General features: G+C 66.4%; 22 protein-coding genes. 12 read left to right on the forward strand and 10 right to left on the reverse strand.

From position 1 onward, the window contains the following. A complete protein-coding gene (locus tag CXR42_RS04660; protein WP_103256305.1) occupies positions 1–1,047 on the reverse strand; it encodes a cysteine desulfurase family protein in 1,047 nt (348 codons plus the stop codon). 79 nt (positions 1,048–1,126) lie between these two features. Next, entirely contained in the window at positions 1,127–1,600 is a 474-nt protein-coding gene (gene iscR, locus CXR42_RS04665) for a Fe-S cluster assembly transcriptional regulator IscR (RefSeq protein ID WP_103257024.1), read from the reverse strand. A 170-nt stretch (positions 1,601–1,770) separates the two neighbouring features. Between iscR and CXR42_RS04670 the strand changes: the two genes are divergently transcribed. The 4 genes from CXR42_RS04670 (at position 1,771) to CXR42_RS04685 (ending at position 4,691) form a co-directional block, all read left to right on the forward strand. Next, positions 1,771–2,430 carry an alpha/beta hydrolase gene (locus CXR42_RS04670; RefSeq protein WP_103256306.1) on the forward strand — a complete coding sequence of 220 codons (660 nt, stop codon included), beginning with the start codon at positions 1,771–1,773 and terminating at the stop codon, positions 2,428–2,430. After that, the gene (locus tag CXR42_RS04675) at positions 2,430–2,699 is read left to right on the forward strand and encodes a hypothetical protein (protein WP_103256307.1); all 270 of its coding nucleotides are present in this window, start codon (positions 2,430–2,432) and stop codon (positions 2,697–2,699) included. Before CXR42_RS04670 ends, CXR42_RS04675 begins: the two co-directional genes overlap by 1 nt. Positions 2,700–2,703: 4 nt before the next feature. Next, positions 2,704–3,288: an HD domain-containing protein gene (locus CXR42_RS04680; RefSeq protein WP_103256308.1), complete on the forward strand. Its 585-nt coding sequence runs from the start codon at positions 2,704–2,706 to the stop codon at positions 3,286–3,288. A 188-nt stretch (positions 3,289–3,476) separates the two neighbouring features. After that, positions 3,477–4,691 carry an NADP-dependent isocitrate dehydrogenase gene (locus CXR42_RS04685; RefSeq protein ID WP_103257025.1) on the forward strand — a complete coding sequence of 405 codons (1,215 nt, stop codon included), beginning with the start codon at positions 3,477–3,479 and terminating at the stop codon, positions 4,689–4,691. Between the two features lie 77 nt (positions 4,692–4,768). Here CXR42_RS04685 and CXR42_RS19460 read toward each other — a convergent pair whose 3' ends face one another. Then, entirely contained in the window at positions 4,769–5,452 is a 684-nt protein-coding gene (locus tag CXR42_RS19460; protein ID WP_103256309.1) for a hypothetical protein, read from the reverse strand. Between the two features lie 332 nt (positions 5,453–5,784). On the opposite strand from CXR42_RS19460, the gene CXR42_RS04695 reads away from it, so the two are divergent. The 3 genes from CXR42_RS04695 to typA all read left to right on the forward strand — a co-directional run bounded on the left by CXR42_RS04695 (position 5,785) and on the right by typA (position 9,061). Beyond that, the gene (locus CXR42_RS04695; RefSeq protein WP_103256310.1) at positions 5,785–6,411 is read left to right on the forward strand and encodes a YitT family protein; all 627 of its coding nucleotides are present in this window, start codon (positions 5,785–5,787) and stop codon (positions 6,409–6,411) included. Between the two features lie 84 nt (positions 6,412–6,495). After that, positions 6,496–7,098 carry a YitT family protein gene (locus CXR42_RS04700; RefSeq protein WP_103256311.1) on the forward strand — a complete coding sequence of 201 codons (603 nt, stop codon included), beginning with the start codon at positions 6,496–6,498 and terminating at the stop codon, positions 7,096–7,098. Between the two features lie 145 nt (positions 7,099–7,243). Beyond that, positions 7,244–9,061 carry a translational GTPase TypA gene (gene typA / locus CXR42_RS04705; protein WP_103256312.1) on the forward strand — a complete coding sequence of 606 codons (1,818 nt, stop codon included), beginning with the start codon at positions 7,244–7,246 and terminating at the stop codon, positions 9,059–9,061. A gap of 27 nt (positions 9,062–9,088) precedes the next feature. Here typA and CXR42_RS04710 read toward each other — a convergent pair whose 3' ends face one another. The 5 genes from CXR42_RS04710 to recA all read right to left on the reverse strand — a co-directional run bounded on the left by CXR42_RS04710 (position 9,089) and on the right by recA (position 14,819). Next, positions 9,089–9,628 (reverse strand): histidine phosphatase family protein, encoded by a 540-nt coding sequence (locus tag CXR42_RS04710; protein WP_103256313.1) that lies wholly within the window; start codon positions 9,626–9,628, stop codon positions 9,089–9,091. A 50-nt stretch (positions 9,629–9,678) separates the two neighbouring features. After that, positions 9,679–10,473: a class II glutamine amidotransferase gene (locus CXR42_RS04715; protein WP_103256314.1), complete on the reverse strand. Its 795-nt coding sequence runs from the start codon at positions 10,471–10,473 to the stop codon at positions 9,679–9,681. Between the two features lie 110 nt (positions 10,474–10,583). Next, positions 10,584–10,874, reverse strand: a complete 291-nt coding sequence (locus tag CXR42_RS04720; protein ID WP_103256315.1) for a DUF1330 domain-containing protein — start codon at positions 10,872–10,874, stop codon at positions 10,584–10,586. A 3-nt stretch (positions 10,875–10,877) separates the two neighbouring features. After that, positions 10,878–13,532 carry an alanine--tRNA ligase gene (gene alaS, locus CXR42_RS04725; protein ID WP_103256316.1) on the reverse strand — a complete coding sequence of 885 codons (2,655 nt, stop codon included), beginning with the start codon at positions 13,530–13,532 and terminating at the stop codon, positions 10,878–10,880. Between the two features lie 219 nt (positions 13,533–13,751). After that, positions 13,752–14,819: a recombinase RecA gene (recA, locus tag CXR42_RS04730; RefSeq protein WP_103256317.1), complete on the reverse strand. Its 1,068-nt coding sequence runs from the start codon at positions 14,817–14,819 to the stop codon at positions 13,752–13,754. A gap of 204 nt (positions 14,820–15,023) precedes the next feature. Between recA and CXR42_RS04735 the strand changes: the two genes are divergently transcribed. Then, complete coding sequence (locus CXR42_RS04735) at positions 15,024–15,614, forward strand: hypothetical protein (RefSeq protein ID WP_103256318.1); 591 nt, start codon at positions 15,024–15,026, stop codon at positions 15,612–15,614. A 105-nt stretch (positions 15,615–15,719) separates the two neighbouring features. Beyond that, positions 15,720–16,280 carry a lipid-binding SYLF domain-containing protein gene (locus tag CXR42_RS04740; RefSeq protein WP_103256319.1) on the forward strand — a complete coding sequence of 187 codons (561 nt, stop codon included), beginning with the start codon at positions 15,720–15,722 and terminating at the stop codon, positions 16,278–16,280. Positions 16,281–16,380: 100 nt separating this feature from the next. On the opposite strand, the gene CXR42_RS04745 is transcribed toward CXR42_RS04740, so the two are convergent. Then, positions 16,381–17,274 (reverse strand): AraC family transcriptional regulator, encoded by an 894-nt coding sequence (locus CXR42_RS04745; protein ID WP_103256320.1) that lies wholly within the window; start codon positions 17,272–17,274, stop codon positions 16,381–16,383. A gap of 99 nt (positions 17,275–17,373) precedes the next feature. Here CXR42_RS04745 and CXR42_RS04750 point away from each other — a divergent pair, with 99 nt between their 5' ends. Continuing rightward, the gene (locus tag CXR42_RS04750) at positions 17,374–18,111 is read left to right on the forward strand and encodes an SDR family oxidoreductase (RefSeq protein ID WP_103256321.1); all 738 of its coding nucleotides are present in this window, start codon (positions 17,374–17,376) and stop codon (positions 18,109–18,111) included. A 41-nt stretch (positions 18,112–18,152) separates the two neighbouring features. On the opposite strand, the gene CXR42_RS04755 is transcribed toward CXR42_RS04750, so the two are convergent. After that, complete coding sequence (locus tag CXR42_RS04755) at positions 18,153–19,016, reverse strand: NAD(P)-dependent oxidoreductase (protein WP_103256322.1); 864 nt, start codon at positions 19,014–19,016, stop codon at positions 18,153–18,155. An 80-nt stretch (positions 19,017–19,096) separates the two neighbouring features. Here CXR42_RS04755 and CXR42_RS04760 point away from each other — a divergent pair, with 80 nt between their 5' ends. Together CXR42_RS04760 and CXR42_RS04765 are read left to right on the forward strand one after the other, a co-directional pair. Next, a complete protein-coding gene (locus CXR42_RS04760) occupies positions 19,097–21,562 on the forward strand; it encodes a penicillin acylase family protein (protein WP_103256323.1) in 2,466 nt (821 codons plus the stop codon). Beyond that, a complete protein-coding gene (locus CXR42_RS04765; protein WP_103256324.1) occupies positions 21,559–22,068 on the forward strand; it encodes a GNAT family N-acetyltransferase in 510 nt (169 codons plus the stop codon). Before CXR42_RS04760 ends, CXR42_RS04765 begins: the two co-directional genes overlap by 4 nt. Positions 22,069–22,071: the final 3 nt, after the last annotated feature.

The raw sequence follows: 22,071 nt of genomic DNA on the forward strand, positions 1-22,071 counted from the left end.
TCATGCCGCCCGGGCGCGGGCCCGGGCATAGGCGGCGGTCCAGGCTTTGCCGAACCGTCCCACATCGTCCTTTGTCACCCCGGGCCCGATCGAGACCCGGATCGCCTGGCCCGCCAGGGCCTCGTCATACCCCATCGCGGTCAGCACGCGGCTGGCGCGCACCTTCCCGCTGGAACAGGCCGACCCGGCCGAAACCGCAAAGCCGGCAAGGTCCATCGCCATCACCTGCGTCTCGCCTTTCCAGCCCGGCGCGATCAGGCATAGAGTGTTCGGCAAACGCGGTGAACCATTCCCGACGGAAATAGTTTCATTCGGCCCGGCGGACAACTCTGATTCTAGAATATTTCTAATCTCGGCGACCTCGTCCCAGACCCCGTTGGCGACATCGCGCTGCGCCGCCTCGGCCGCGGCCGCAAATCCGGCGATGCCGATCAGGTTCTCGGTCCCCGCCCGGCGCCCCATCTCCTGCCCGCCGCCCTTCAACTGCGACGCCAGGTCGAGCCCCCGCCGCAGCACCAGCGCGCCGATCCCCTTTGGCCCGCCCAGCTTGTGTGCGCTGACCAAACCCATGTCGCAGCCCAGCCAGTTGAACGCCAGCGGCACCTTGCCGAAGGCCTGCGTCAGGTCGCTGACCGCGACGCCCGGCGGCAGGTCCTGCATCACCCCGGTCTCGGAATTCGCCAGTTGCAGCGCCGCCCGCCCCGGATCGGGCACGCCCACGCGACCCTGCGCATCCACCGCCAGCGCAGCATCACACCAGGCCGCCACCGCATCATGCTCGACCGACGCGCAAGTCAGCCCCCGTCCCGCGCAGGCCAGCGCCGCCGCCTCGGTCGCGCCCGAGGTAAAGACGATATCCGCCCCCTCTGCCCCCAAGGCCGCCGCGATCTGGCCGCGCGCCTTCTCCATCAGCGCCTTGGCCGCCCGCCCCTCGGCATGGACGGACGAGGGGTTGCCCACCACCTCCATCGCCGCAACCATCGCGGCCTTGGCCTCGGGCCGCAGCGGCGCGGTTGCATTCCAGTCCAGGTAAAGCCGCCCTACCATGGCTTTCTCTTCTCAAAATATCCCACGGGAGGTCCGGAGGGTGTGAAACCCTCCGGGGCCGGCCAGAGGCGCTGCGCTTTCATTCCTCGTCCACCACGCGGAACAGGCTTGGCACCGCCGGGCAGGGCGTCAGGTCGTTCTTCACGACGTCCGAAAGACGCACCTGATGCAGAAAGACATAGACATTGGCCGACAGGCTTTCCCACAGCCGGTTGGTCAACGACTGCGCCCGCGTGCCCGACAGCCCGCCGCTGGCCCCTGCCCCGGTGTGCATCGCATCCACCGTCTCTTCCACCGCCTGCATCACGTCGGAGATGCGGATCTGGTCGGGGCTTTTCGCCAGCTTGTAGCCGCCCCCCGGACCACGCACCGCCTCGACCAGGCCGGCGCGGCGCAGCTTGACGAAGAGCTGCTCCAGATAGGGCAGGCTGATGTCCTGCCGCTTCGAGATCGCGGCCAGCGATACCAGGTCGTCGCCGCCCGACCTTGCCTCGGCCAGCGCCAGATCGGCCAGCGCCACCATCGCATAGCGACCCTTAGTAGATAGCTTCATCCGCCGCTCCCTGGCAAAGATGCAGACGCCAAGCCGATTGACGGCGCGCCCGGCGAGCATTACCTGAAACCGGACCCCTCGAACAGGCGGCCCGGCCGTCTTTAGAATGGTTCTATTTTATCCGAGCGAAAGCGTCAAGAAACCGCACGCTCCCGCATGAGAAGAGGCCCATGCCCGAGGTTATCTTTGCCGGTCCGGACGGACGCCTGGAAGGCCGCTACCACCCGCAGAAGGAACGCGACGCGCCGATCGCGATCGTGCTGCATCCGCACCCTGCCTATGGCGGGACGATGAACAACAAGGTCGTCTACAACCTGCACTACGCCTTCTACAATCTGGGCTTCACTGTCCTGCGGTTCAACTTCCGCGGCGTGGGGCGCAGCCAGGGCGAGTATGACCAGGGGATTGGCGAGCTTTCCGATGCCGCCTCGGCGCTGGACTACCTGCAGGCGATGAACCAGAACGCCAAGCATTGCTGGGTGGCGGGGTTCAGCTTCGGGGCCTGGATCGGGATGCAGCTGCTGATGCGGCGGCCGGAAATCACCGGCTTCGTCTCGGTCGCGCCGCCGGCGAACCTGTATGACTTCTCGTTCCTCGCCCCCTGCCCTTCCTCCGGGCTGATCATCAACGGCACCGCCGACAAGGTCGCCCCGCCGAAGGACACCAAGACCCTGGTTGGCAAGCTGCACGAGCAGAAGGGCATCACCATCACCCATGCCGAGGTCGAAGGGGCCGATCACTTCTTCAAGGACGAAGAGGCGCATATGAAGCCGATGATCCAGACGGTTTCCGACTATGTCCGCCGGAGGATGACGGAGGCCAGCCGCTGATGAGCACTTTGCAGGACATGGCGGACAAACTGGCCGACGATGTGCTGGCGGCCGAGTCCGAACTGGGCGACGACCGGTTCTTCGAGAAGGTGGCAAAGGTGCTGATGGCCGCCTCGCCCACCTTTCAAGAGGCCTACATGACCTCGATCCGCGTCCGGCTGGCCGAACGCCGGGGGCGCGACTTCCTGAACCAGGCCCTTGCCGCCAAGCGCGGCGAGGTCGAAGCGGAACCGGTGGCCCCGATCGACTTTGGCGGCATGGGTCATTGACAGCGTGACCGACCGGCTGGAAGCCCAGTTCGCCTTTCTGAACGAGGCCGACCGCCTGAAACACGTGATGCGCGCGACGACCACGGTCGACGGCGCCCGCGCCGAGAATTCGGGCGAACACTCCTGGCACCTGGCGCTTTACGCGCTGGTGCTGGCCGATCAGGCCGGGCCGGGCGTGGACATCAACCGGGTGATCCGCATGTTGCTGATCCACGATCTTGTCGAGATCGACGTGGGCGACGTGCCGATCCACTCGCAGAACGGACAGGCCCATGCGAGTGCGGAAACCCAAGCCGCCGAGGCCCGCGCCGCCGACCGCATCTTCGGCTTGCTGCCCGCCGACCTGCGCGACAATCTCCGCGCCCTGTGGGAAGAGTTCGAAGGCGCCGAAACCCCCGACGCCCGCTTCGCCAAGTCGCTGGACCGGGTGCAGCCGGTCATGGCCAACCTGATGTCGGGTGGCGGCACCTGGGCCAGCTATAACGTGACCTTCGACCAGCTTGAGGCCCGCGTCGGCGTCAAGATCGCCAAGGGCGCACCGGCGCTATGGGACTGGGTCCGCGACAAGGTCCGCCCCTGGTTCGGATAACCTCCTCGTGCGACTTCGTCTTCTCGTCGGAACCGCTCCGCAGCGAGGCCCGCAGCGAGGAGTGACGAAGTCATCGACGAGCGGGTCCGGCTGGGCTGCGGCATTTCGGTATACAATCGCATACCGTCCTTCCCAAGCCCCCGGTTTTGGGCTATCACGCCGCCACCCGAATCCCCGAGGAGGCGCGCATGTCGAAGATCAAGGTAGCCAACCCCGTCGTTGAACTCGACGGCGACGAGATGACCCGGATCATCTGGGACTTCATCAAGAAGAAGCTGATCCTGCCCTATCTCGACATCGACCTGCAGTACTACGACCTCGGGATCGAAGAGCGCGACCGCACCAACGACCAGATCACCGTGGATGCGGCCCATGCGATCCAGAAGCACGGCGTCGGCGTCAAATGCGCGACGATCACCCCGGATGAGCAGCGGGTCGAGGAATTCGGCCTGAAACAGATGTGGAAATCGCCCAACGGCACGATCCGCAACATCCTGGGCGGCGTGATCTTCCGCGAGCCGATCATCTGCAAGAACGTCCCCCGCCTGGTGCCACACTGGACCCAGCCCGTCATCGTCGGCCGCCACGCCTTTGGCGATCAGTACCGCGCGACCGACTTCCGCTTCCCCGGCAAGGGCAAGCTGACGATGAAGTTCGTCGGCGACGACGGCACGGTGATCGAGCGGGACGTCTACACCGCCCCCTCCGCTGGCGTCTACATGGGCATGTACAACCTTGACGACAGCATCACCGACTTTGCCCGCGCCTCGCTGAACTATGGCCTGATGCGCAAGGTCCCGGTCTATCTGTCCACGAAGAACACGATCCTCAAGGCCTATGACGGCCGCTTCAAGGACATCTTCCAGCAGGTCTTCGACGCCGAATTCGCCGAAGGTTTCAAGGCCGCCGGCATCACCTATGAACACCGGCTGATCGACGACATGGTCGCCTCGGCGCTGAAATGGTCGGGCGGCTATGTCTGGGCCTGCAAGAACTATGACGGCGACGTGCAGTCCGACATCGTGGCGCAGGGCTTCGGCTCGCTGGGCCTGATGACCTCGGTCCTGATGACGCCCGATGGCAAGGTGGTCGAGGCCGAGGCCGCCCACGGCACCGTCACCCGCCACTACCGCGAGCATCAGAAGGGCAAGCAGACCTCGACCAACTCCATCGCGTCGATCTACGCCTGGACCGGGGGCCTGAAGCACCGCGCGACGCTGGACGGGAACGAGGCGCTGATGCACTTTGCCACCACGCTGGAGAAGGTGACCGTCGACACGGTCGAGGATGGCTGGATGACCAAGGACCTGGCGCTTTTGGTCGGGCCGGATCAGAAATGGCTGACCACGATGGGTTACCTGGAAAAGGTCGACGAATACCTGAACAAGGCGCTGGTGGGCTGACGGCCCAAGGGTGGGCGGATCGCCCACCCTACGCCCCTGCATCAGGGCCCGCCGTCATGCGGTCGGGCCCTTGCCATTCAACGGAATGCGTCCCTGTCGGCACTGGTCCAGACTTCGCCGCTGCCGATGCGCAGGCCGGCTCCGCTCAGGCGGTAGCAGGCGCTGCCCTCGGACTGCAGCCGCAGCGCGACGATCCGGCCTTCCGGCGTGACGGTCGCCGCATGGACCCAGCCGATGCGCTCGCCGTCTTTGGCGCGGACGACAAAGCCGTTATAGGCCGTCTCGTTGCCGTCGCGGGCGCACGCAAGGCCACCCCCGCCCGCCCGACGCGAGACCACGGCGCCTGCGCGTGGCGTGTCGTCGTCGGAGCCAGTCGCGCCACCCCCCGTACCGCCACCCGAGCCGCCACCCCCAGCGCCGCCACCGCCCGAACCTCCGCCAGTTCCACCACCAGACCCGCCACCCGATCCTCCGCCATTTCCACCGCCAGACCCACCCGAACCACCGCCCGAGCCGCCGATGCCAACATCGACGCCGATCCCGCCACTACCCGTGCTGACATCAACCCCGACGCCGATGCCACCGCCGCCCAGACTGACATCGACCCCGACACCAAGCCCACTGCCGCCAAGGTTCAGGGCCACTGCCGGAGCAGGCCCAACCAGCAGCGCCAGGACCAGGAGCCGACCGGCCACCTGCCCCCGCATCGAAGGCTGCCCAAGTCCTGCCGCACCCCGCGGTTCGCTGTAGGTGTAAAACATGCCATTCCCTCCGTCGCAGACTCGGTTTGGCGTGCAGGCCCCGTCTGCCTGAAGCGAAGATCGCGAAGGTCACGGCGATGTCGTCGCTCCGGGACTGCAACCTTGGGCTGCGCTTTGCAACCCATGGTGGAGTTACGAGGCGATGCAGGCCAGAGTTTCACCGCAGCACGAAGTTTTTTTCGCAATGGACCGACCGGCGTCCAGCACGGGGTCCAAACCGCGCTCGCCGCCATGGCGTTCCAGGCCAGGGCAGGCCCGGAAACGTCATACCTGTTGACTTATATTAAGTCAGCATATATGACCCATTGAACCAGCCATCCCCGGGGGCACCGATGTCCGACAGCAGCGCGTTACTTGCAGTTCCGTCGGCCCGGCATACGGCCCTTGATGATGCCCAGGGCATCGCGTTCAGCGTCACCATGGCCGGGCTGGGCATCCACATCCTGACCCATATGGGCTTTGTCACCGGGCAGACCACCGGCCTTGCCGTGCTGATCGCGCATCTGACCGGCCTGCCCTTCCCGGCGGTCTACTTTGCCGTGTCGCTGCCGTTCCTGGCCATCGCCTGGCGCCGGATGGGCGCGCGATTTGCGCTGAAAACCCTGCTCATCACCGCCGCCCTGTCGGCCCTCGTCGCGGTGCTGCCCAACTGGATCGAACTTGGCCGGATCGAACCCGCCCTTGCCGCCGTCATTTTCGGCCTCCTGTTCGGCATCGCCGCCCTGGCCGCGATCCGGCATGGCGGCAGTTTCGGCGGGCTTTCGGTCCTGTGGATCGAGTTGCAGGACCGTACCGGCTTCAAGGCGGGCCATGCGCAGCTGATCTCGGATGCGCTGATCTTCGCGGCGGCCGCGCTGATCCTGCCCTGGGACAAGCTGGCCTACAGTGCGCTTGGCGCGGCCGTCTTTGCCCTGTTCCTGGCCGCCAATCACCGGCGCGACCGCTATGTTGCTGCCTGACATGCTGCCAGCAGAGGACCGAATTTTCGCAGAAAATTCGTCGGCACTTCCGGCCCGCGCGGCTTTGCGCTAACCCGCTGCACCATGACCGACACCGCACGCCATACGCTGATCGAGGATGCCCAGGGCATCGCCTATGGCGCCACCATGGCGGCCTTTGGCATCGTGATCCTCACGCATCTGGGCCTGGTCACCGGCCAGACGGCGGGGCTGGCCGTCCTGATCTCCTATGCGACGGGCTGGGGGTTCGGGCCGGTGTTCTTTGCGATCAACCTGCCCTTCTATGTGCTGGGCTATCTGCGGATGGGCTGGCGTTTTACGGTCAAGACCTTCCTTGCGGTGGGGCTTCTGTCCGCGCTCAGCCAATGGCTGCCGGGGCAGGTCAGCTTTGCGACGCTGAACCCCTGGGTGGGGGTGGTGCTCTTCGGGTTTCTCTCGGGCTCGGCGCTTCTGGCGTTGTTCCGGCACGGGGCCAGCCTGGGCGGGATTGGCATCGTTGCCCTGATGCTGCAGGACCGGCTGGGTTGGCGGGCGGGCTGGGTGCAGCTTGGCTTTGACGCCGTCCTTTTCGCCGCAGCCTTCCTGGTGATCGAGCCGCGCCTGGTGCTGATCAGCTTCCTGGGTGCGCTGGTGGTGAACCTGGTGATCGCCATCAACCACCGCCGCGACCGCTATGTGGCGACCTGAACCCTTGCCAGATCGTTAACGCCCGCGCCCAAGTCATTGATTTTCCGATCGCCGCCCAGGCTGTCCACCGTGGACACCGCGCCCCCTCTGGCCAGAGGCCGGAAAACCCTGTAAGGCCGCGCCAACCCAATAGGACCCGGACCCCATGGAACTGCGAAACATCGCGATCATCGCCCACGTCGACCACGGCAAGACCACCCTCGTGGACGAGCTTCTGAAACAGTCGGGGGCCTTCCGCGACAACCAGGCCGTTTCCGAACGGGCGATGGATAGCAACGACATCGAACGCGAACGCGGGATCACCATCCTGGCCAAGTGTACCTCGGTCGAGTGGCATTCGACCCGGATCAACATCGTCGACACGCCCGGCCACGCCGACTTCGGCGGCGAGGTGGAGCGGATCCTGTCGATGGTGGACGGGGTCTGCCTGCTGGTCGACGCCGCCGAAGGCCCGATGCCGCAGACCAAGTTCGTGCTGACCAAGGCGCTGGCCCTGGGCCTGCGTCCCATCGTGGTCCTGAACAAGGTCGACAAGCCCGACGCCGAACCCGACCGCGCCTTGAACGAGGTCTTTGACCTTTTCGCCAACCTTGGCGCCACCGACGAGCAACTGGATTTCCCGCATGTCTACGCCTCGGGCCGCGCCGGCTGGGCCGACAATGAGCTGGACGGCCCGCGCAAGGACCTGTCGGCGCTCTTCGATCTGATCGTGCGCCACGTCCCGGCCCCGAAGGTGCTGGCCCGGGTGGACGAGCCGTTCTCGATGCTGGCGACCACCCTGTCCGCCGACCCCTACCTGGGTCGCATCCTGACCGGGCGCGTCGAATCCGGCCGCATTGGCACCGGCACCACCCTGAAGGCCCTGTCCCGCACCGGCGACCGGATCGAGCAGTTCCGCGTGACCAAGATCCTGGCGTTCCGGGGCCTGTCGCAGCAGCCGATCGACGAGGCCGTCGCGGGCGACATCGTGACCCTCGCGGGCATGACCAAGGCCACCGTTGCCGACACCCTTTGCGCGCTGGAGGTGGATACCGCGCTCCCCGCCCAGCCCATCGACCCGCCGACCATCACCGTCACCTTCGGCATCAACGACTCGCCCCTGGCGGGCCGTGATGGCAGCAAGGTCCAGTCCCGCGTCATCCGCGACCGGTTGATGAAGGAATCCGAGGTCAACGTCGCGATCAAGGTCGCCGACACCCCCGGCGGCGAGGCGTTCGAGGTCTCGGGCCGTGGCGAACTTCAGATGGGCGTCCTGATCGAGAACATGCGCCGCGAAGGGTTTGAGCTTTCCATCTCGCGCCCCCGCGTCATCATGCAGGAAATCGACGGCACCCGGCACGAGCCGATCGAGGAAGTCATCGTTGACGTGGACGACGAATACTCGGGCGCGGTCATCGACAAGCTGACCGGCGAACGCAAGGGCGAGCTGGTCGAGATGAAGCCGGCCGGCGTCGGCAAGACCCGGATCATTGCCCATGTCCCCTCGCGCGGGCTGATCGGCTATCAGGGCCAATTCCTGACCGACACGCGCGGCACGGGCGTCCTGAACCGCATCTTCCACGGCTGGGCGCCGCACAAGGGCCCGATCCAGGGCCGCCGCCAGGGCGTGCTGATCAGCACCGAAAGCGGTGTGTCGGTCGCCTATGCCCTGTGGAACCTCGAGGACCGCGGTCGCATGTTCATCGGCCCGCAAGAGCAGGTCTATGTCGGCATGATCATCGGCGAACACTCCCGCGACAACGATCTGGAAGTGAACCCGCTGAAGGGCAAGAAGCTGACCAACGTCCGGGCCTCGGGCACGGATGAGGCGGTCCGCCTGACGCCGCACATCAAGATGAGCCTGGAAGAGGCGATCGCCTATATCGACGACGACGAATTGGTCGAGGTCACGCCCAAGATCATCCGCCTGCGCAAGCGCGAGCTGGACCCGAACGAGCGCAAGCGCGCATCACGAAAAGACTAACGGGATCAGGGGCTTCGGCCCCTGTTTTCATTCCGGGGCCAGGCGATCCACAACCTCCAGCCCGGCGCCGGTGCGGCGGGTGATCACGATCTCGCCCGAGCGGGGCACTATCCCGGTCAGGGCGGTGATGTTGACCTGGTGGGTCACGATCAGAACACGCTCCCCCTCGGGCAGCGCAGCGATGTAGGCCAGAACCTCGGCGGTCTGGCGGTCCGCTTCCGACCGATCCGAGAAGAACGAGTTCGCTGGCGGAAAGGGTGTCACCGGCCCAAGGCCCAGCAGGTCTGCCGTCTGGGTCGTGCGGCACCATTCCGAGGTCAGGATGCGGTCAAAGCCGATCCCTGCGGCGCTGAGGCGCGCGCCGATGGCCCGCGCCTCGGCCCGCCCCGCGTCAGAGAGATTGCGCTGGGTGGCGCAGTCGCCCAGTCGCATGGTCGGTGGATCACCCGTGCCCGGGGCGGTCGCGTGGCGCATCAGCAGCACCGCGCCCGGCGCGCCAGCCGCCACCATGGGGTCGGCCTGAACCGGGGCGGCAAGCAGGGCAAGACAAAGGGCAATCAGTCGCATGCCCGGGAAATGCGGTCAGCGGCACGCTTGGCAAGACGCTCGCGAAAAGTTCAGGCGGCAGCGGCCAGGCGGCAGGGCAGGAATTCCTCCAAGAGGACGGTCTGGCCGTCAAAGGTGCAGAAACTGGCGGCGGGAACCTCGATCCAGCCCTCCTCCTCGGCTTCCAAGGGTTCCGAGACAACCGCCATTCCGCCCCGGCTCTCTGACCAGCGATGGTAGAGCGACGGCGCGGCGTCATCTGTGGCATAGCGGACCGCATAGAGGTTTCGCCCATCGCTGAGCGCCGCCGTCATCCGCAGATGCGGCCCCTGCCCCTTGGCCCGGGCCAGCCGGATGAACCGCGCCGCCGCCCGTTCCAGCGCGCCGCGCGGATCGTCGTCCAACCCCTCGGCCAGGGCCACCAGGAACAAGGCCTCGCTGTCCGTGGCGCCCTTGCGGTGGGGATACAGGTGTTCCGGGATCATCATGTCGGCGTCGCGGCGGAAGGCGTCATAGCCGCCGACCTGGCCGTTGTGCATGAAACTCCACCGGCCATGGGTGAAGGGGTGGCAGTTGTTGCGGCTGGTCGCGGTGCCGGTGCTGGCACGGACATGGGCCAGGAACAGGTGCGACTGGACCTGTGCCGTCAGGCTTTTCAGGTTCGGGTCCGACCAGGCGGGCAGAACGTCACGGAAAAGGCCCGGCTCCGGCTTTGCGCCATACCAGGCGATGCCGAATCCATCGGCATTGATCGCGGTATGGCACTGCGTGGCGCAATGGCTTTGGTGGATCAGCGAGTGCTGCGGGCGACTGACGATCTCCTCCAGGAAGATCGGCGCGCCGGTATAAGCGGCCCAGCGGCACATCAGCCTGCCCCCAGCATGGAAAGGATCATTCTGCCCGGCCCTTCTTTTCAGAAAATCTAGCAGAAAACATCGGGGCCGGGGAAGATACTGCGTTGAAGTTTAGGAAAACCCTACTCGATTTCCTCGACCACCATCAGGTCGCGGACGCTTGCGCCCTTGGCATGGACGAGTGCTGCCTGATAGGCGGGCGAGTTGTAGCATTCCACCGCCTTTTCCAGGCTGGGGAAGCGGGCGACCACGTTGCGGGCGCGGTCGTTCCCCTCAAGCTGGACATAGCGGCCGCCACGGGCCAGGAACACGCCCCCATGCGCCGCGATGGCGGGACCGGCTTCCTTGGCGTAGCGGCCATAAGCCTCGGCGTCGGTGACGTGGACATGGGCAATCCAGAGCGCGGTCGGCATGCTTCAGCCCCCCATCGCGGCTTCGGCCGCCTTGATCGCCGCGTCGGCCTGGGCGATGTCGGCGCCCCCGGCCTGTGCCATGTCAGGACGACCACCGCCGCCCTTGCCGCCAAGGGCCTCGGCCGCTGCCTTGACCAGCGTGACGGCGGAGAGCCTGTCCGTCAGGTCAGCGGTCACGCCTGCGGCGACGGCCGGCTTCGCGCCGGTATCGGCGATCAGCAGCACCGCGCCCGAGCCGAGGCGGGCCTTCATCTCGTCGATCAGCGCCGGAAGGTCCTTGCCGGAAACGCCGGAAAGCACCTGAGCAAGGAACTTCACCCCGTTGATTTCCTTGGCTTCCGGGCCAGAAGTCTTGCCCCCCATCGCCACTTCGCGGCGCAGTTGCGCGACCTCGTTCGCCAAGGCCTTCCGCTCGTCGAACAGCGCGCGGATGCGGTCGGCAAGCTCACTCGCCGGGGCCTTGATGATCGCGGCGATGTCGTTCAGCCGGGCGTCCTGTTGGCGCAGGTGATCCAGCGCGGCCTGCCCGGTCAGCGCCTCGATCCGGCGAACGCCGGCGCTGGAGGCGCTTTCCGACAAAAGGACCATCGCGCCGATGTCCCCCGTGCGCTGCACATGCGTACCGCCGCAAAGCTCCAACGAGTAGGTCTTGCCATCCGCGCCCTTGCCCGAGCCTTCCAGCGTGCCCATCGACACGACACGGACCTCGTCGCCGTACTTTTCGCCGAACAGCGCCTGGGCTCCGATGGCCCGGGCGTCGTCGGGGGTCATGATCCGGGTCTCGACGGGCGAGTTCTGGCGGATGAAGGTGTTCACCTCTGCTTCGATGACCGACAGGTCCGCGGCCGCAATCGCAGCCGAGTGGCTGAAGTCAAACCGCAGCCGGTCAGCCGCGTTCAGGCTGCCCCGCTGCGCCACGTGATCGCCAAGGGTGCGGCGCAGCGCCTCGTGCAGAAGGTGCGTCGCGGAATGGTTGGCCCGGATCGCGGAGCGGCGGGCGTGGCTGACCTCCAGCTTCGCGGGTTGTCCTTTGATGACAGTGCCTTCCGTGACCTTCGCAATGTGGATGAAGACCCCGGCGGCCTTCTTTACATCGGTCACTTCTGCAGTGCCGGTCTGGGTGCGGATGAGGCCCGCGTCACCGACCTGGCCGCCGGATTCGGCATAGAACGGGGTCTGATTGACGACGATCTGCACCGTCTCGCCGGTCGCAGCCTGCCCGACCGGGGCGCCTTCGCGGAGGAGAACGGTCACGACGCCCTCGGCCGTTTCGGTGTCGTAGCCAAGGAACTCGGTCACGCCATGTTCTTCGGCGATCTCGAACCAGATTTTCGCGTCGCCAGCCGCCCCGGTGCCCGACCAGGCGGCGCGGGCCTTGGCTTTCTGTTCCGCCATCGCGGCGTCGAAGCCCTGGATGTCGACCTCACGCCCCTTTTCGCGCAGCGCGTCCTGGGTCAGGTCGAGGGGGAAGCCATAGGTGTCGTAAAGCTTGAACGCCGCAGCGCCGGGCAGCGCGCCACCTTTGGGCAGGCCGGACAGTTCCTCGTCCAGAAGCTTCAGACCCCGGTCGAGGGTCTGCTTGAACTTGGTCTCTTCCGTCCGCAGCGTCTCTTCGATCAACGATTGGGCGCGGCTGAGTTCCGGGTAGGCCCCGCCCATCTGGCGCACCAGCGCCGGGACCAGACGGTGCATCACCGGGTCCTGGGCGCCCAGCATGTGGGCATGCCGCATCGCGCGGCGCATGATCCGGCGCAGGACATAGCCCCGGCCTTCGTTCGAGGGCATAACGCCATCAGCAATCAGGAACGAGGTGGACCGCAGGTGGTCGGCGATGACGCGATGGTGGATTTTTCCTGGTCCGTCAGGGTCCTGGGACGTGACGTTCGCACTGGCTTCGATCAGGCTGCGCATCAGGTCGGTGTCGTAGTTGTCGTGCTTGCCCTGCAGCAGCGCCCCGATCCGCTCCAGCCCCATGCCGGTGTCGATCGACTGCATCTCCAGCGGAACCAGTCGCCCGTCGGCAAACTGTTCGTTCTGCATGAAAACGTTGTTCCAGATCTCGATGAACCGGTCGCCGTCTTCCTGCGCACTACCCGGCGGACCGCCCCAGATATGGTCGCCGTGGTCATAGAATATTTCGGTGCAGGGGCCGCAAGGGCCGGTCGGACCCATGCGCCAGAAGTTGTCGTCGGATGCGATGCGGATGATCCGGTCGTCGGTCAAGCCCGAGACCTTCTTCCAGATGTCGGCGGCTTCATCGTCGGTGTGGTAGACGGTGACCAGAAGCTTGTCCTTGGCCAGACCGAAGTCCTTGGTCAGAAGCTCCCAGGCGAAGGCGATGGCCTGGTCCTTGAAATAATCGCCGAAGCTGAAATTCCCCAGCATCTCGAAGAAGGTATGGTGCCGCGCGGTGTAGCCCACGTTGTCCAGATCGTTGTGCTTGCCCCCTGCCCGCACGCATTTCTGCGCGGTCGTGGCGCGTTTGTAATCCCGCGTCTCGACCCCGGTGAAAAGGTTCTTGAACTGCACCATGCCCGAGTTGGTGAACATCAGCGTGGGATCGTTCCGCGGCACCAGGGGCGAGCTGTCCACGACCCGGTGGTCGTTGCGGCGGAAGAAGTCCAGGTAAGTTGAGCGAATGTCGTTCAGCGAGGCCATGTGGGGGCGGTCCTTGGCGAAAGCAGGAATTCGGCCCCCCATGTAGCCCCAGGTTGCGGGCCTGTCCACCATCGGCCCGGGCTTCAAGGAAAAAAGGCCGGAAGCGGGGCTTCCGGCCTTTCCTATGCTGCGACTATAGCTCGCCACTGGCCCTGCCCACCGTCGAGCAACTTCCGCTCGCCGTGGGAACCCGGCGCTGGGTGCGCAGGGGCTAGTGGGTCATTCGTCCAGGACTTCGCTTTCGTCCCCGGCCATCGTGAAATCAAGCCCGTTGGCCGCGCGGATCTTGTCCTCGATCTCCAGCGCGACCGAGGGGTTCTGCTTGAGGAAGGATTTGGCGTTCTCGCGGCCCTGGCCGATACGCTCGTCCCGGAACGAGTACCAGGCGCCGGATTTTTCAACCACGCCGGCCTTGACGCCGATGTCGATCAATTCGCCAACCTTCGAGATGCCTTCGCCATACATGATGTCGAATTCGATCTGCTTGAAGGGCGGAGCGACCTTGTTCTTCACCACCTTGACGCGGGTGGTGTTGCCCACAACCTCATCCCGGTCCTTGATCGCGCCGATGCGACGGATATCCAGGCGAACAGAGGCGTAGAATTTCAGCGCGTTGCCGCCCGTGGTGGTTTCGGGGCTGCCGAACATCACGCCGATCTTCATCCGGATCTGGTTGATGAAGATGACCATGCAGTTGCTGCGGCCGATGGAGGCGGTCAGCTTGCGCATGGCCTGGCTCATCAGGCGGGCCTGGCTGCCCATCTGCATGTCGCCCATGTCGCCCTCGATCTCGGCCTTCGGCACCAGGGCCGCGACCGAGTCGACGACAACCAGGCTGACCGCGCCCGAGCGGACCAGCGTATCCACGATCTCCAGCGCCTGTTCGCCGGTGTCGGGCTGGCTGATCAGAAGCTCATCAAGGTTGACGCCCAGCTTCTTGGCATATTGCGGGTCCAGCGCGTGTTCCGCATCGACAAAGGCGCAGACGCCGCCCTTTTTCTGTTCCTCAGCCACGACATGCAGGGTCAGCGTCGTCTTGCCAGAGGATTCCGGCCCGTAGATCTCGATGATGCGGCCCTTGGGCAGGCCGCCGATCCCCAGCGCGATATCAAGGCCCAGCGATCCGGTCGAGGTCGCCTCGATATCCATCGCCGGGCTGTCAGCGCCAAGGCGCATGATCGAGCCCTTGCCGAACTGTCGTTCGATCTGCGCCAGCGCGCTTTCCAGCGCCTTCGACTTGTCCATATCCCGCTTCCCACCAAGGTCGAGGAGGTTTGCCACCGCCATGTCCGTCTCCTTATTCCACAGCCGCCGTGGGGCGGCAATCCTGCCCGTTGTTCCGCAAGTGTTCTCATGCTTATGAGCACAAAGGCAGAACATTTCAACCAAATTCTCGATAAAGCCAGCTTTTGCCCGGTTTGGTTAAAGGATAGTTTACGCCGCCGTCCGAAAGCGGGCGTGACGCGGGATTCTTTTGGCGGAGGTGGTGCAGTGCTGGTGTTCTGGGAGCAAAGGCTTGCCTTTCTGGCCACGCCGAAGACGGGGTCGACGGCCATCGCGGCCGCGCTCGAATCGCTTGCCTCGGTCTCGATCCAGCGCCCGCCGCTGTTGAAGCACACGACCGTGCATCGGTATCGCCGCTTTATCGGCCCCTATCTGGAGGCGGCGTCGAAGGATGAATTCACCCTGGTCGCCCTGATGCGAGAGCCGCGCGACTGGCTGGGCAGCTGGTACCGCTTCCGCCAGCGCGAGGAGACACCCGCCGCCAAGTCCACAGCGGGGATCAGCTTTGACGACTTCGTCCGGGCCTGGTGCCAGGACCCGCGGCCCGAGGTGGCGGATGTGGGCAGCCAGGCCAAGTTCCTGCGGCCGCGCCAGGGGGTCGGGGTGGACCGGCTGTTTCGCTATGAGGAGATCGACACCTTCGTCCATTTCCTGGAAGACCGGCTTGGCTGCGAGATCATCCTGCCGCGCCTGAACGTCTCGCCGCCCGGTGCGACCGACCTTTCCCCCGCGACCGAGGCGCTGCTGGCCGAGGCTGCGGCCGAGGACTTCGCGCTCTACCGGACGCTGCTGCCCTAGGCGCGGGACTGCCGGTATGGACTTCGGGACATGACAGCCGGCGGGAAACGGGGTATCTGTGGCGCAAGGGGCCATGAGACCCCGCGAGGCAGAAAGGGCGGTCGGATGGATTTTCAGGACGGACTAACCCGGCGCGGGATGCTTCTGGGGCTGGGTGCCCTGGGGCTGGCGGGGTGCAACAACGGGATCGGGTCGAACGGCGGCGCGCAGATCGACGCGCGGGTCGATGCGACGCAGAACTTCCTGTTCAGCCGGTATCCCGGGACGCAGGACCTGGCAAGCCGGGCGAACGGGGTGCTTTACATGCCCCTGATGACCGAGGCGGGCTTCGGTCTGGGTGGCGCCTTCGGACGCGGGGCGCTGCGGATCCAGGGGGCCACGGTCGACTATTACTCGGCCGCCAAGGGGACCATCGGGCTGCAGATCGGGGCGCAGCAATATGCCCACGCCCTGTTCTTCATGACCCCCGAGGCGCTGGAGGAGTTCCGGCGGTCGTCCGGCTGGGCGGCGAGCGGCGAGGTCCGCTATGCGACCCCCGAACAGGGTGCTTCGATCGGCAAGGAGACGACCGAGCTGGACCCGGTCATCGCGCTGATCTTCGGCCAGCAGGGGCTGATCGCGGGGGCCACGCTGGGCGGGGTCAAGTATACGCGGATCATTCCCTGATCCTGTCCGCGCGTGGGCAGGATTTGAGCCCATGAGAAATCAAGGGCTTGGCCGCTCGCGTTAACGAATTGTCAGGACTTTCCGACGCCCGCGGAACGGGTCAGCCGCCCTCGGCATAGCGGGCGGGTGGTGTGCCGACATGGCGGGTGAAGGCGGTGCTGAAGGCGCTGGCCGAGCCATAGCCGACGCGGCCCGCGACCACGGTGACCGAGTGGTTCTGGCGCAGCAGCGACTTTGCCAAGGCCATGCGCCAGGCCTTCAGATAGTCCATCGGGGCAAGGCCGACGGCGGCCGCGAAACGGGCGAAGAAGGCGGAGCGCGACAGCGCAGCCTTCGCCGCCAGTTCGGCGACAGTCCAGGCGCGGGCGGGGTCTTGATGCAGGGCGCGCAAGGCAGAGGCGAGGCGCCCATCGCTTAACCCGCGCAGAAGGCCGGGCGCGGTGGCGGTCGCGGTCGAGCGCAGTGCCTCGACCAAGAGAACCTCAAGCAGGCGGGAGAGAACCACGTCGCGGGCCGGACGCTCGTCCCGGGTCTCGTCAATGACCAGCTGGACAAGGGTGGTCAGCCGGGGCTGGCTGCGGACAAGGACGAAGTCGGGCAAAAGTGCGACCAGCAAGGCCGCGTCGGGAGAGCCGAAGGCGAAATAGCCAAGAAGCCACTGCACCTGAGCCGGGCCGTCGGTGCTGCCCACCCGGAACGCGCCATCGGGCAGGACGGTGTGGGGGGCGTCCGGGGCGCCCGCCGGGGGTGCCTCAAGGCTGGTCAGCCGCGCGCCCCGTGCACCGGGCACAAGGATGAAGTCGCCTTCGGTCAGAACGATCGGCTCGCTGACGCCGGTCAGGGTCAGGCGGCACTCTCCACCAAGGATAAGAAGATAGAAGGGTTGGCCATCGCCATCCCGGGTGATCTGCCATCGACCGGCCGCGCCGACGACCTTGGCAAAGCGGGCAGCAGGCCGGAGATGCGTGACGATTTCGGCCAGGGGATCGGTCATGACAGGACTTTCACGCATGAAACATGGATTTTAGATTATAGAACGTCCAACGCTTCCGGTCCATATCCCAGTGACATGACACGGAGTGGATAGAAAATCATGCAGACGATCTTGATTACTGGCAGTTCCTCGGGCTTTGGACTGGCCACAGCAAAGCTGTTTCTTGCGCGCGGATGGCGCGTCGTTGCGACCATGCGGCGGCCAAACGACGTCCTGCCCGCCCAGCCCAACCTGACCGTGCTGCCGCTTGATGTGACCGATGCGGGCAGCATCGCGGCGGCGGTGGCAGCGGCGGGGCCGGTGGATGTGCTGGTCAACAATGCCGGGTTCGGGGGCCTGGCGGCGGTAGAGGGCATGGACATGGGCCAGCTGCGCGCGATGTTCGAGACCAACACCTTCGGCACATTCGCCATGACCAAGGCCGTGCTGCCGCAGATGCGGGCGCGCGGGGCGGGGGTGGTGGTCAATGTCACCTCATCCGTGACGCTGCTGACGGTCCCGCTTCTATCGGTCTACAAGGCCAGCAAGGCGGCGGTGAACGCCTTTGGCGAGTGTCTGGCGGAAGAGGTCGCGCCCTTCGGCATCCGGGTCGTCACCGTGCTGCCGGGACGCGCGCCGGGCACCCGCTTTGGCGAGGCCTCGCGCGCGCGGATGACGGGGGCCGAGATCCCGGAAGCCTATGGCGCGATGGCTCAGGCGCTCTTTGCCAACCTCACAGGCCCCGGCCCGGTGACGGAAGCCGAGGAAGTGGCCGAGGCGGTCTGGCGGGCCGCGACCGATCCTGCCGCGCCGCTGCGGATTGCGGCGGGGGCGGATGCGGTCGCGTTGATGGGCTAGACGGGGCTGGCCCGGGGGGCGCCCCCCTGCCCCTGCGCCGGTTACTTCAACCGGCGGATCAGGCTGGAGGTGTCGCCCCTGCCCCCGCCCATCAATTGCACGTCCTTGTAGAACTGGTCCACCAGCGCCGTCACGGGAAGCCGAGCGCCGATCTCTTCGGCGGTGTCCAGGCAGATGCCAAGGTCCTTGCGCATCCAGTCCACTGCGAAGCCGAAGTCGAATTCGTCCTTCAGCATGGTCTTGTGCCGGTTCATCATCTGCCATGAGCCGGCCGCGCCCTGGCTGATCACCTCGACCACCTTCTCGCCGTCAAGGCCGGCTTTCTGGCCGAAGGCCAAAGCCTCGGACAGGCCCTGCATCAGGCCGGCGATACAGATCTGGTTGACCATCTTTGCCAGCTGCCCCGAACCCGAGGGCCCAAGCAGGCGGCAGATGCGGGCATAGGCGGCCATCACCGGCTCGGCCCGGGCATAATCGGCGGGATCGCCGCCGCACATGATCGAAAGCTGGCCATTCTCGGCCCCCGCCTGCCCGCCCGAGACCGGTGCATCGACGAAGGCCAGGCCCATGGCCGCGGCCTGGGCGGCAAGCTTGCGCGTCACCTTGGCCGAGACGGTGGTGTGGTCCACCAGGATCGCGCCGGGGGTCATGCCGGCAAAGGCCCCGTCCGGGCCGGTGCAGACGGCGCGCAGGTCGTCGTCGTTGCCGACGCAGGCAAAGACGAACTCGGCCCCCTTGGCCGCCTCTCGCGGGGTGGCGGCGGTGCGGCCCTTGTGCTGGGCGGCCCAGGCCTGCGCCTTGGCCGGCGTGCGGTTGTAGACCGCCACGTCATGCCCCTTGGCCGCCAGATGTCCAGCCATGGGGAAGCCCATGACCCCAAGGCCCAGATACGCAACTTTCGCCATGTCGATTCCCCGATCATTGCCCTTGCAAGGGTGATGGACTAGGAACCGATCACGCCCGTGCCGTCAAGAACAGGACCCCCATGCTGACCGCCTTTCGCTGGCTGATCCGCCTGTTGACCGGAGCCATCGCGCTGGGGCTGGTCGTGCTTTTGCTGGCCTACTGGATCCTGTCGCGCTCTCTGATCGACTATTCCGAGGACTTCACCGTGCCCGGCATCTCGGCCCCGGTCGAGATCGTGCGCAACAACGACAACGTGCCGCATATCTTCGGGGCGACGGATCAGGACGTGTTCTTTGCGCTGGGGTTCGCCCATGCGCAGGACCGGCTGTGGCAGATGACCATGCTGCGGCGCACCGCGCAGGGGCGGCTGTCCGAGTTGTTCGGCCCACCCACCGTCAAGGTCGATGAGCTGATGCGGCGGCTGGACCTCTATGGTCTGGCGCTGGAGGCGGTGGCGGCACAGGACCCCGAGACGCAGGCGGCGCTGGAGGCCTATGCGGCCGGGGTGAATGCCTGGATCGGCCAGGTGAACCAGGGCGCACGCGGCCGGGGCGCGCCGGAGTTCTTCCTGTTCGAGCCCGAGATTTCCGCCTGGGCCCCGGCGGATTCGATCGCGATCCTGAAGCTGATGGCGCTGCAGTTGACCGACTCGGCGCAGAAAGAGATCCTGCGGGCGCGGGTCTCGTTGCTCTTGTCGCCCGAGCGGCTGGCGGACCTGCTGCCGGACGATCCGGGGCAAGGCGTGGCCGCCCTGCCCGATTATGCCAGCCTGGTGCCGGGTGTGGCACCCGAGGCGCGGCCGGTGGACTTTGCGCTGGGGCCGTTCTCGCCGGTCGCAGACCCCGGCATGGCGGGGGCATCGAATGCCTGGGCGGCGATGCCCGGACGCTCGGCCGCGGGGGGGAGCCTTCTGGCCAACGACCCGCATCTGGGGCTGACGGCGCCGACGATCTGGTACCTGGCGCGGCTGGAACTGGCCTCGGGCGGGGTGATCGGCGGCACGATCCCGGGGGTGCCAGTGGTGCTGGTGGGCCGGTCCGAGCGGTTGGGCTGGGGGCTGACCACGGCCTATGTCGATGACCAGGACGTGCTGATCGAAGAGGTGAACCCCGAGAATACAGAGGAATATCGCACCGCCGACGGCTGGGCGCGGTTCGAGAGCCGGCAGTCGATCATCACGGTGAAGGACGCGGATCCCGTGACGCTGACGCTGCGCTGGTCGCGGCATGGGCCGATCCTGCCGGGCACGCATTACGACCTGGCGACGATCACCCCGCCCGGCCATGTGGCGGCGCTGGCCTGGACGGCGCTGGCGGGGGCGGACACCTCGATGACGGCGGCGATGCGGCTGATGCGCGCGGGCACGGTGGCCGAGGCGCTGGAGGCGGGCCAGTTGGCGGTGGCACCGGCGCAGAACCTGACGCTGGCGGATGCCAGCGGGATCGCGCTGCAGGTGGTGGGCGCCCTGCCCGCACGGGATGCGGGGAACCCCGGCCAGGGCCGGCTGCCGGTTCTGGGGGCGGATGCGCGGGCCGGGTTCAAGGGGGTGCTGACCTATGAAGGAAACCCGCGCTTCGTCGATCCGGCCTCGGGCCTGCTGGGCAATACCAACAACAAGACGGTGGACCGACCCTTCCCGAACCATGTCAGCTTTGACTGGGGTGACACGCAGCGCATCCAGCGCTGGCTGACGCTGATGAAGGCGCGCGAGGTGCATACGCGGGAAAGCTTCATCGAAGCGCAGTTGGACACGGTGAACCCGACGGCGCGGGCGCTGTTGCCGCTGATCGGGGCGGACCTGTGGTTCACCGGGGAAGCGGCGCCGGAGGGCACGCCGGAACGCTTGCGCCAGCGGGCGCTGGTGCTGCTGGCGGAGTGGAACGGCGAGATGAACGAGCATCTGCCGGAACCGCTGATCGCCGAAGCCTGGATGCGGGCGCTGATGCAGCGGCTGATCCGGGACGAGATCGGGGCCATGGCGGACAGCTTCACCCATATCTCTCCGGTCTTCATCGAACGGGTCTACCGCAACGTCGGCGGCGCGAGCGTGTGGTGCGACGTGATCCAGTCGGCGGCGGTGGAAAGCTGCACTGACATTGCCCGGATTGCGCTGGACGAGGCGCTGCTCCAGCTTGCCGAAACCTATGGGCCGAACCTGGAAAGCTGGCGCTGGGGCGATGCGCACCAGGCGACCCACGACCATCCGGTGCTGGGCGAGGTGGCGTTCCTGAAATACTTCGTCAACATCCGGCAATCGACGTCGGGCGGAGACGACACGCTAATGCGGGGCGTAAGCCGCGGCGAGGGGCCTGAGCCCTATCAGAACGTGCATTCCGCCGGCTATCGCGGGGTCTATGACTTTGCCGACCCTGATTCATCGGTCTTTATCAGCGCGACTGGACAGTCGGGCCATCCCTTGTCGCGGCACTATGATGATCTGGGCGAGTTGTGGCGGCGGGGAGAATACATCCCGATGTCGCTGGACCCCGACCTGGCGCGGGCAGCGGCGGCCGGCGTCATGGTGCTGACACCAGAGGGACAGTGACCGGCGTTCCGACCTTGCGCACGGCGCGGCTTGTGCTGCGACAGGCGGTCTGGGCGGATCTGGAGGCGGTTCACCGGCTTATGTCGGACCCGCGCGTCATGCGCTATTGGTCGCGGCCCGAGCATGAGACCCTGGGTGAGACGCGGCACTGGCTGGGCTTCCTGATCGATCAGGCCGAGGACAGCCGCGACTGGCTGATCGAGACGGATGGCGTGGTGATCGGCAAGGCCGGGGCCTGGGCCTTGCCGGAGGTCGGCTTCCTGCTGGCGCCCGCATATTGGGGTCAGGGCCTGGGCTTCGAGGCGATGACGGCGGTGATCGCGCAACTGGAGGCCGAGTTCCCTGCCCTGCCGGCCCTGACCGCCGAGGTCGATCCGCGCAACGCAGCCAGCCTGCGGCTGCTGGACCGGCTGGGCTTTCACGAGACGCATCGGGCGGAGCGGACGCTCTTGTGGCGCGACGAATGGTGCGACAGCGTCTATCTGGCCCGGCCCCGGTCTGGGTAGCCG

The sequence above is a fragment of the Tabrizicola aquatica genome (assembly GCF_002900975.1).
Lineage (GTDB): Bacteria > Pseudomonadota > Alphaproteobacteria > Rhodobacterales > Rhodobacteraceae > Tabrizicola > Tabrizicola aquatica.

What these genes read in the sequence shown, in the direction of transcription:
- CXR42_RS04660 (WP_103256305.1), bottom strand. Translation starts at nt 1,047, where the DNA reads ATGGTAGGGCGGCTTTACCTGGACTGGAATGCAACCGCGCCGCTGCGG.
- iscR (WP_103257024.1), bottom strand. Translation starts at nt 1,600, where the DNA reads ATGAAGCTATCTACTAAGGGTCGCTATGCGATGGTGGCGCTGGCCGAT.
- CXR42_RS04670 (WP_103256306.1), top strand. Translation starts at nt 1,771, where the DNA reads ATGCCCGAGGTTATCTTTGCCGGTCCGGACGGACGCCTGGAAGGCCGC.
- CXR42_RS04675 (WP_103256307.1), top strand. Translation starts at nt 2,430, where the DNA reads ATGAGCACTTTGCAGGACATGGCGGACAAACTGGCCGACGATGTGCTG.
- CXR42_RS04685 (WP_103257025.1), top strand. Translation starts at nt 3,477, where the DNA reads ATGTCGAAGATCAAGGTAGCCAACCCCGTCGTTGAACTCGACGGCGAC.
- CXR42_RS19460 (WP_103256309.1), bottom strand. Translation starts at nt 5,452, where the DNA reads ATGTTTTACACCTACAGCGAACCGCGGGGTGCGGCAGGACTTGGGCAG.
- CXR42_RS04695 (WP_103256310.1), top strand. Translation starts at nt 5,785, where the DNA reads ATGTCCGACAGCAGCGCGTTACTTGCAGTTCCGTCGGCCCGGCATACG.
- CXR42_RS04700 (WP_103256311.1), top strand. Translation starts at nt 6,496, where the DNA reads ATGACCGACACCGCACGCCATACGCTGATCGAGGATGCCCAGGGCATC.
- typA (WP_103256312.1), top strand. Translation starts at nt 7,244, where the DNA reads ATGGAACTGCGAAACATCGCGATCATCGCCCACGTCGACCACGGCAAG.
- CXR42_RS04710 (WP_103256313.1), bottom strand. Translation starts at nt 9,628, where the DNA reads ATGCGACTGATTGCCCTTTGTCTTGCCCTGCTTGCCGCCCCGGTTCAG.
- CXR42_RS04715 (WP_103256314.1), bottom strand. Translation starts at nt 10,473, where the DNA reads ATGTGCCGCTGGGCCGCTTATACCGGCGCGCCGATCTTCCTGGAGGAG.
- CXR42_RS04720 (WP_103256315.1), bottom strand. Translation starts at nt 10,874, where the DNA reads ATGCCGACCGCGCTCTGGATTGCCCATGTCCACGTCACCGACGCCGAG.
- alaS (WP_103256316.1), bottom strand. Translation starts at nt 13,532, where the DNA reads ATGGCCTCGCTGAACGACATTCGCTCAACTTACCTGGACTTCTTCCGC.
- recA (WP_103256317.1), bottom strand. Translation starts at nt 14,819, where the DNA reads ATGGCGGTGGCAAACCTCCTCGACCTTGGTGGGAAGCGGGATATGGAC.
- CXR42_RS04740 (WP_103256319.1), top strand. Translation starts at nt 15,720, where the DNA reads ATGGATTTTCAGGACGGACTAACCCGGCGCGGGATGCTTCTGGGGCTG.
- CXR42_RS04745 (WP_103256320.1), bottom strand. Translation starts at nt 17,274, where the DNA reads ATGACCGATCCCCTGGCCGAAATCGTCACGCATCTCCGGCCTGCTGCC.
- CXR42_RS04750 (WP_103256321.1), top strand. Translation starts at nt 17,374, where the DNA reads ATGCAGACGATCTTGATTACTGGCAGTTCCTCGGGCTTTGGACTGGCC.
- CXR42_RS04755 (WP_103256322.1), bottom strand. Translation starts at nt 19,016, where the DNA reads ATGGCGAAAGTTGCGTATCTGGGCCTTGGGGTCATGGGCTTCCCCATG.
- CXR42_RS04760 (WP_103256323.1), top strand. Translation starts at nt 19,097, where the DNA reads ATGCTGACCGCCTTTCGCTGGCTGATCCGCCTGTTGACCGGAGCCATC.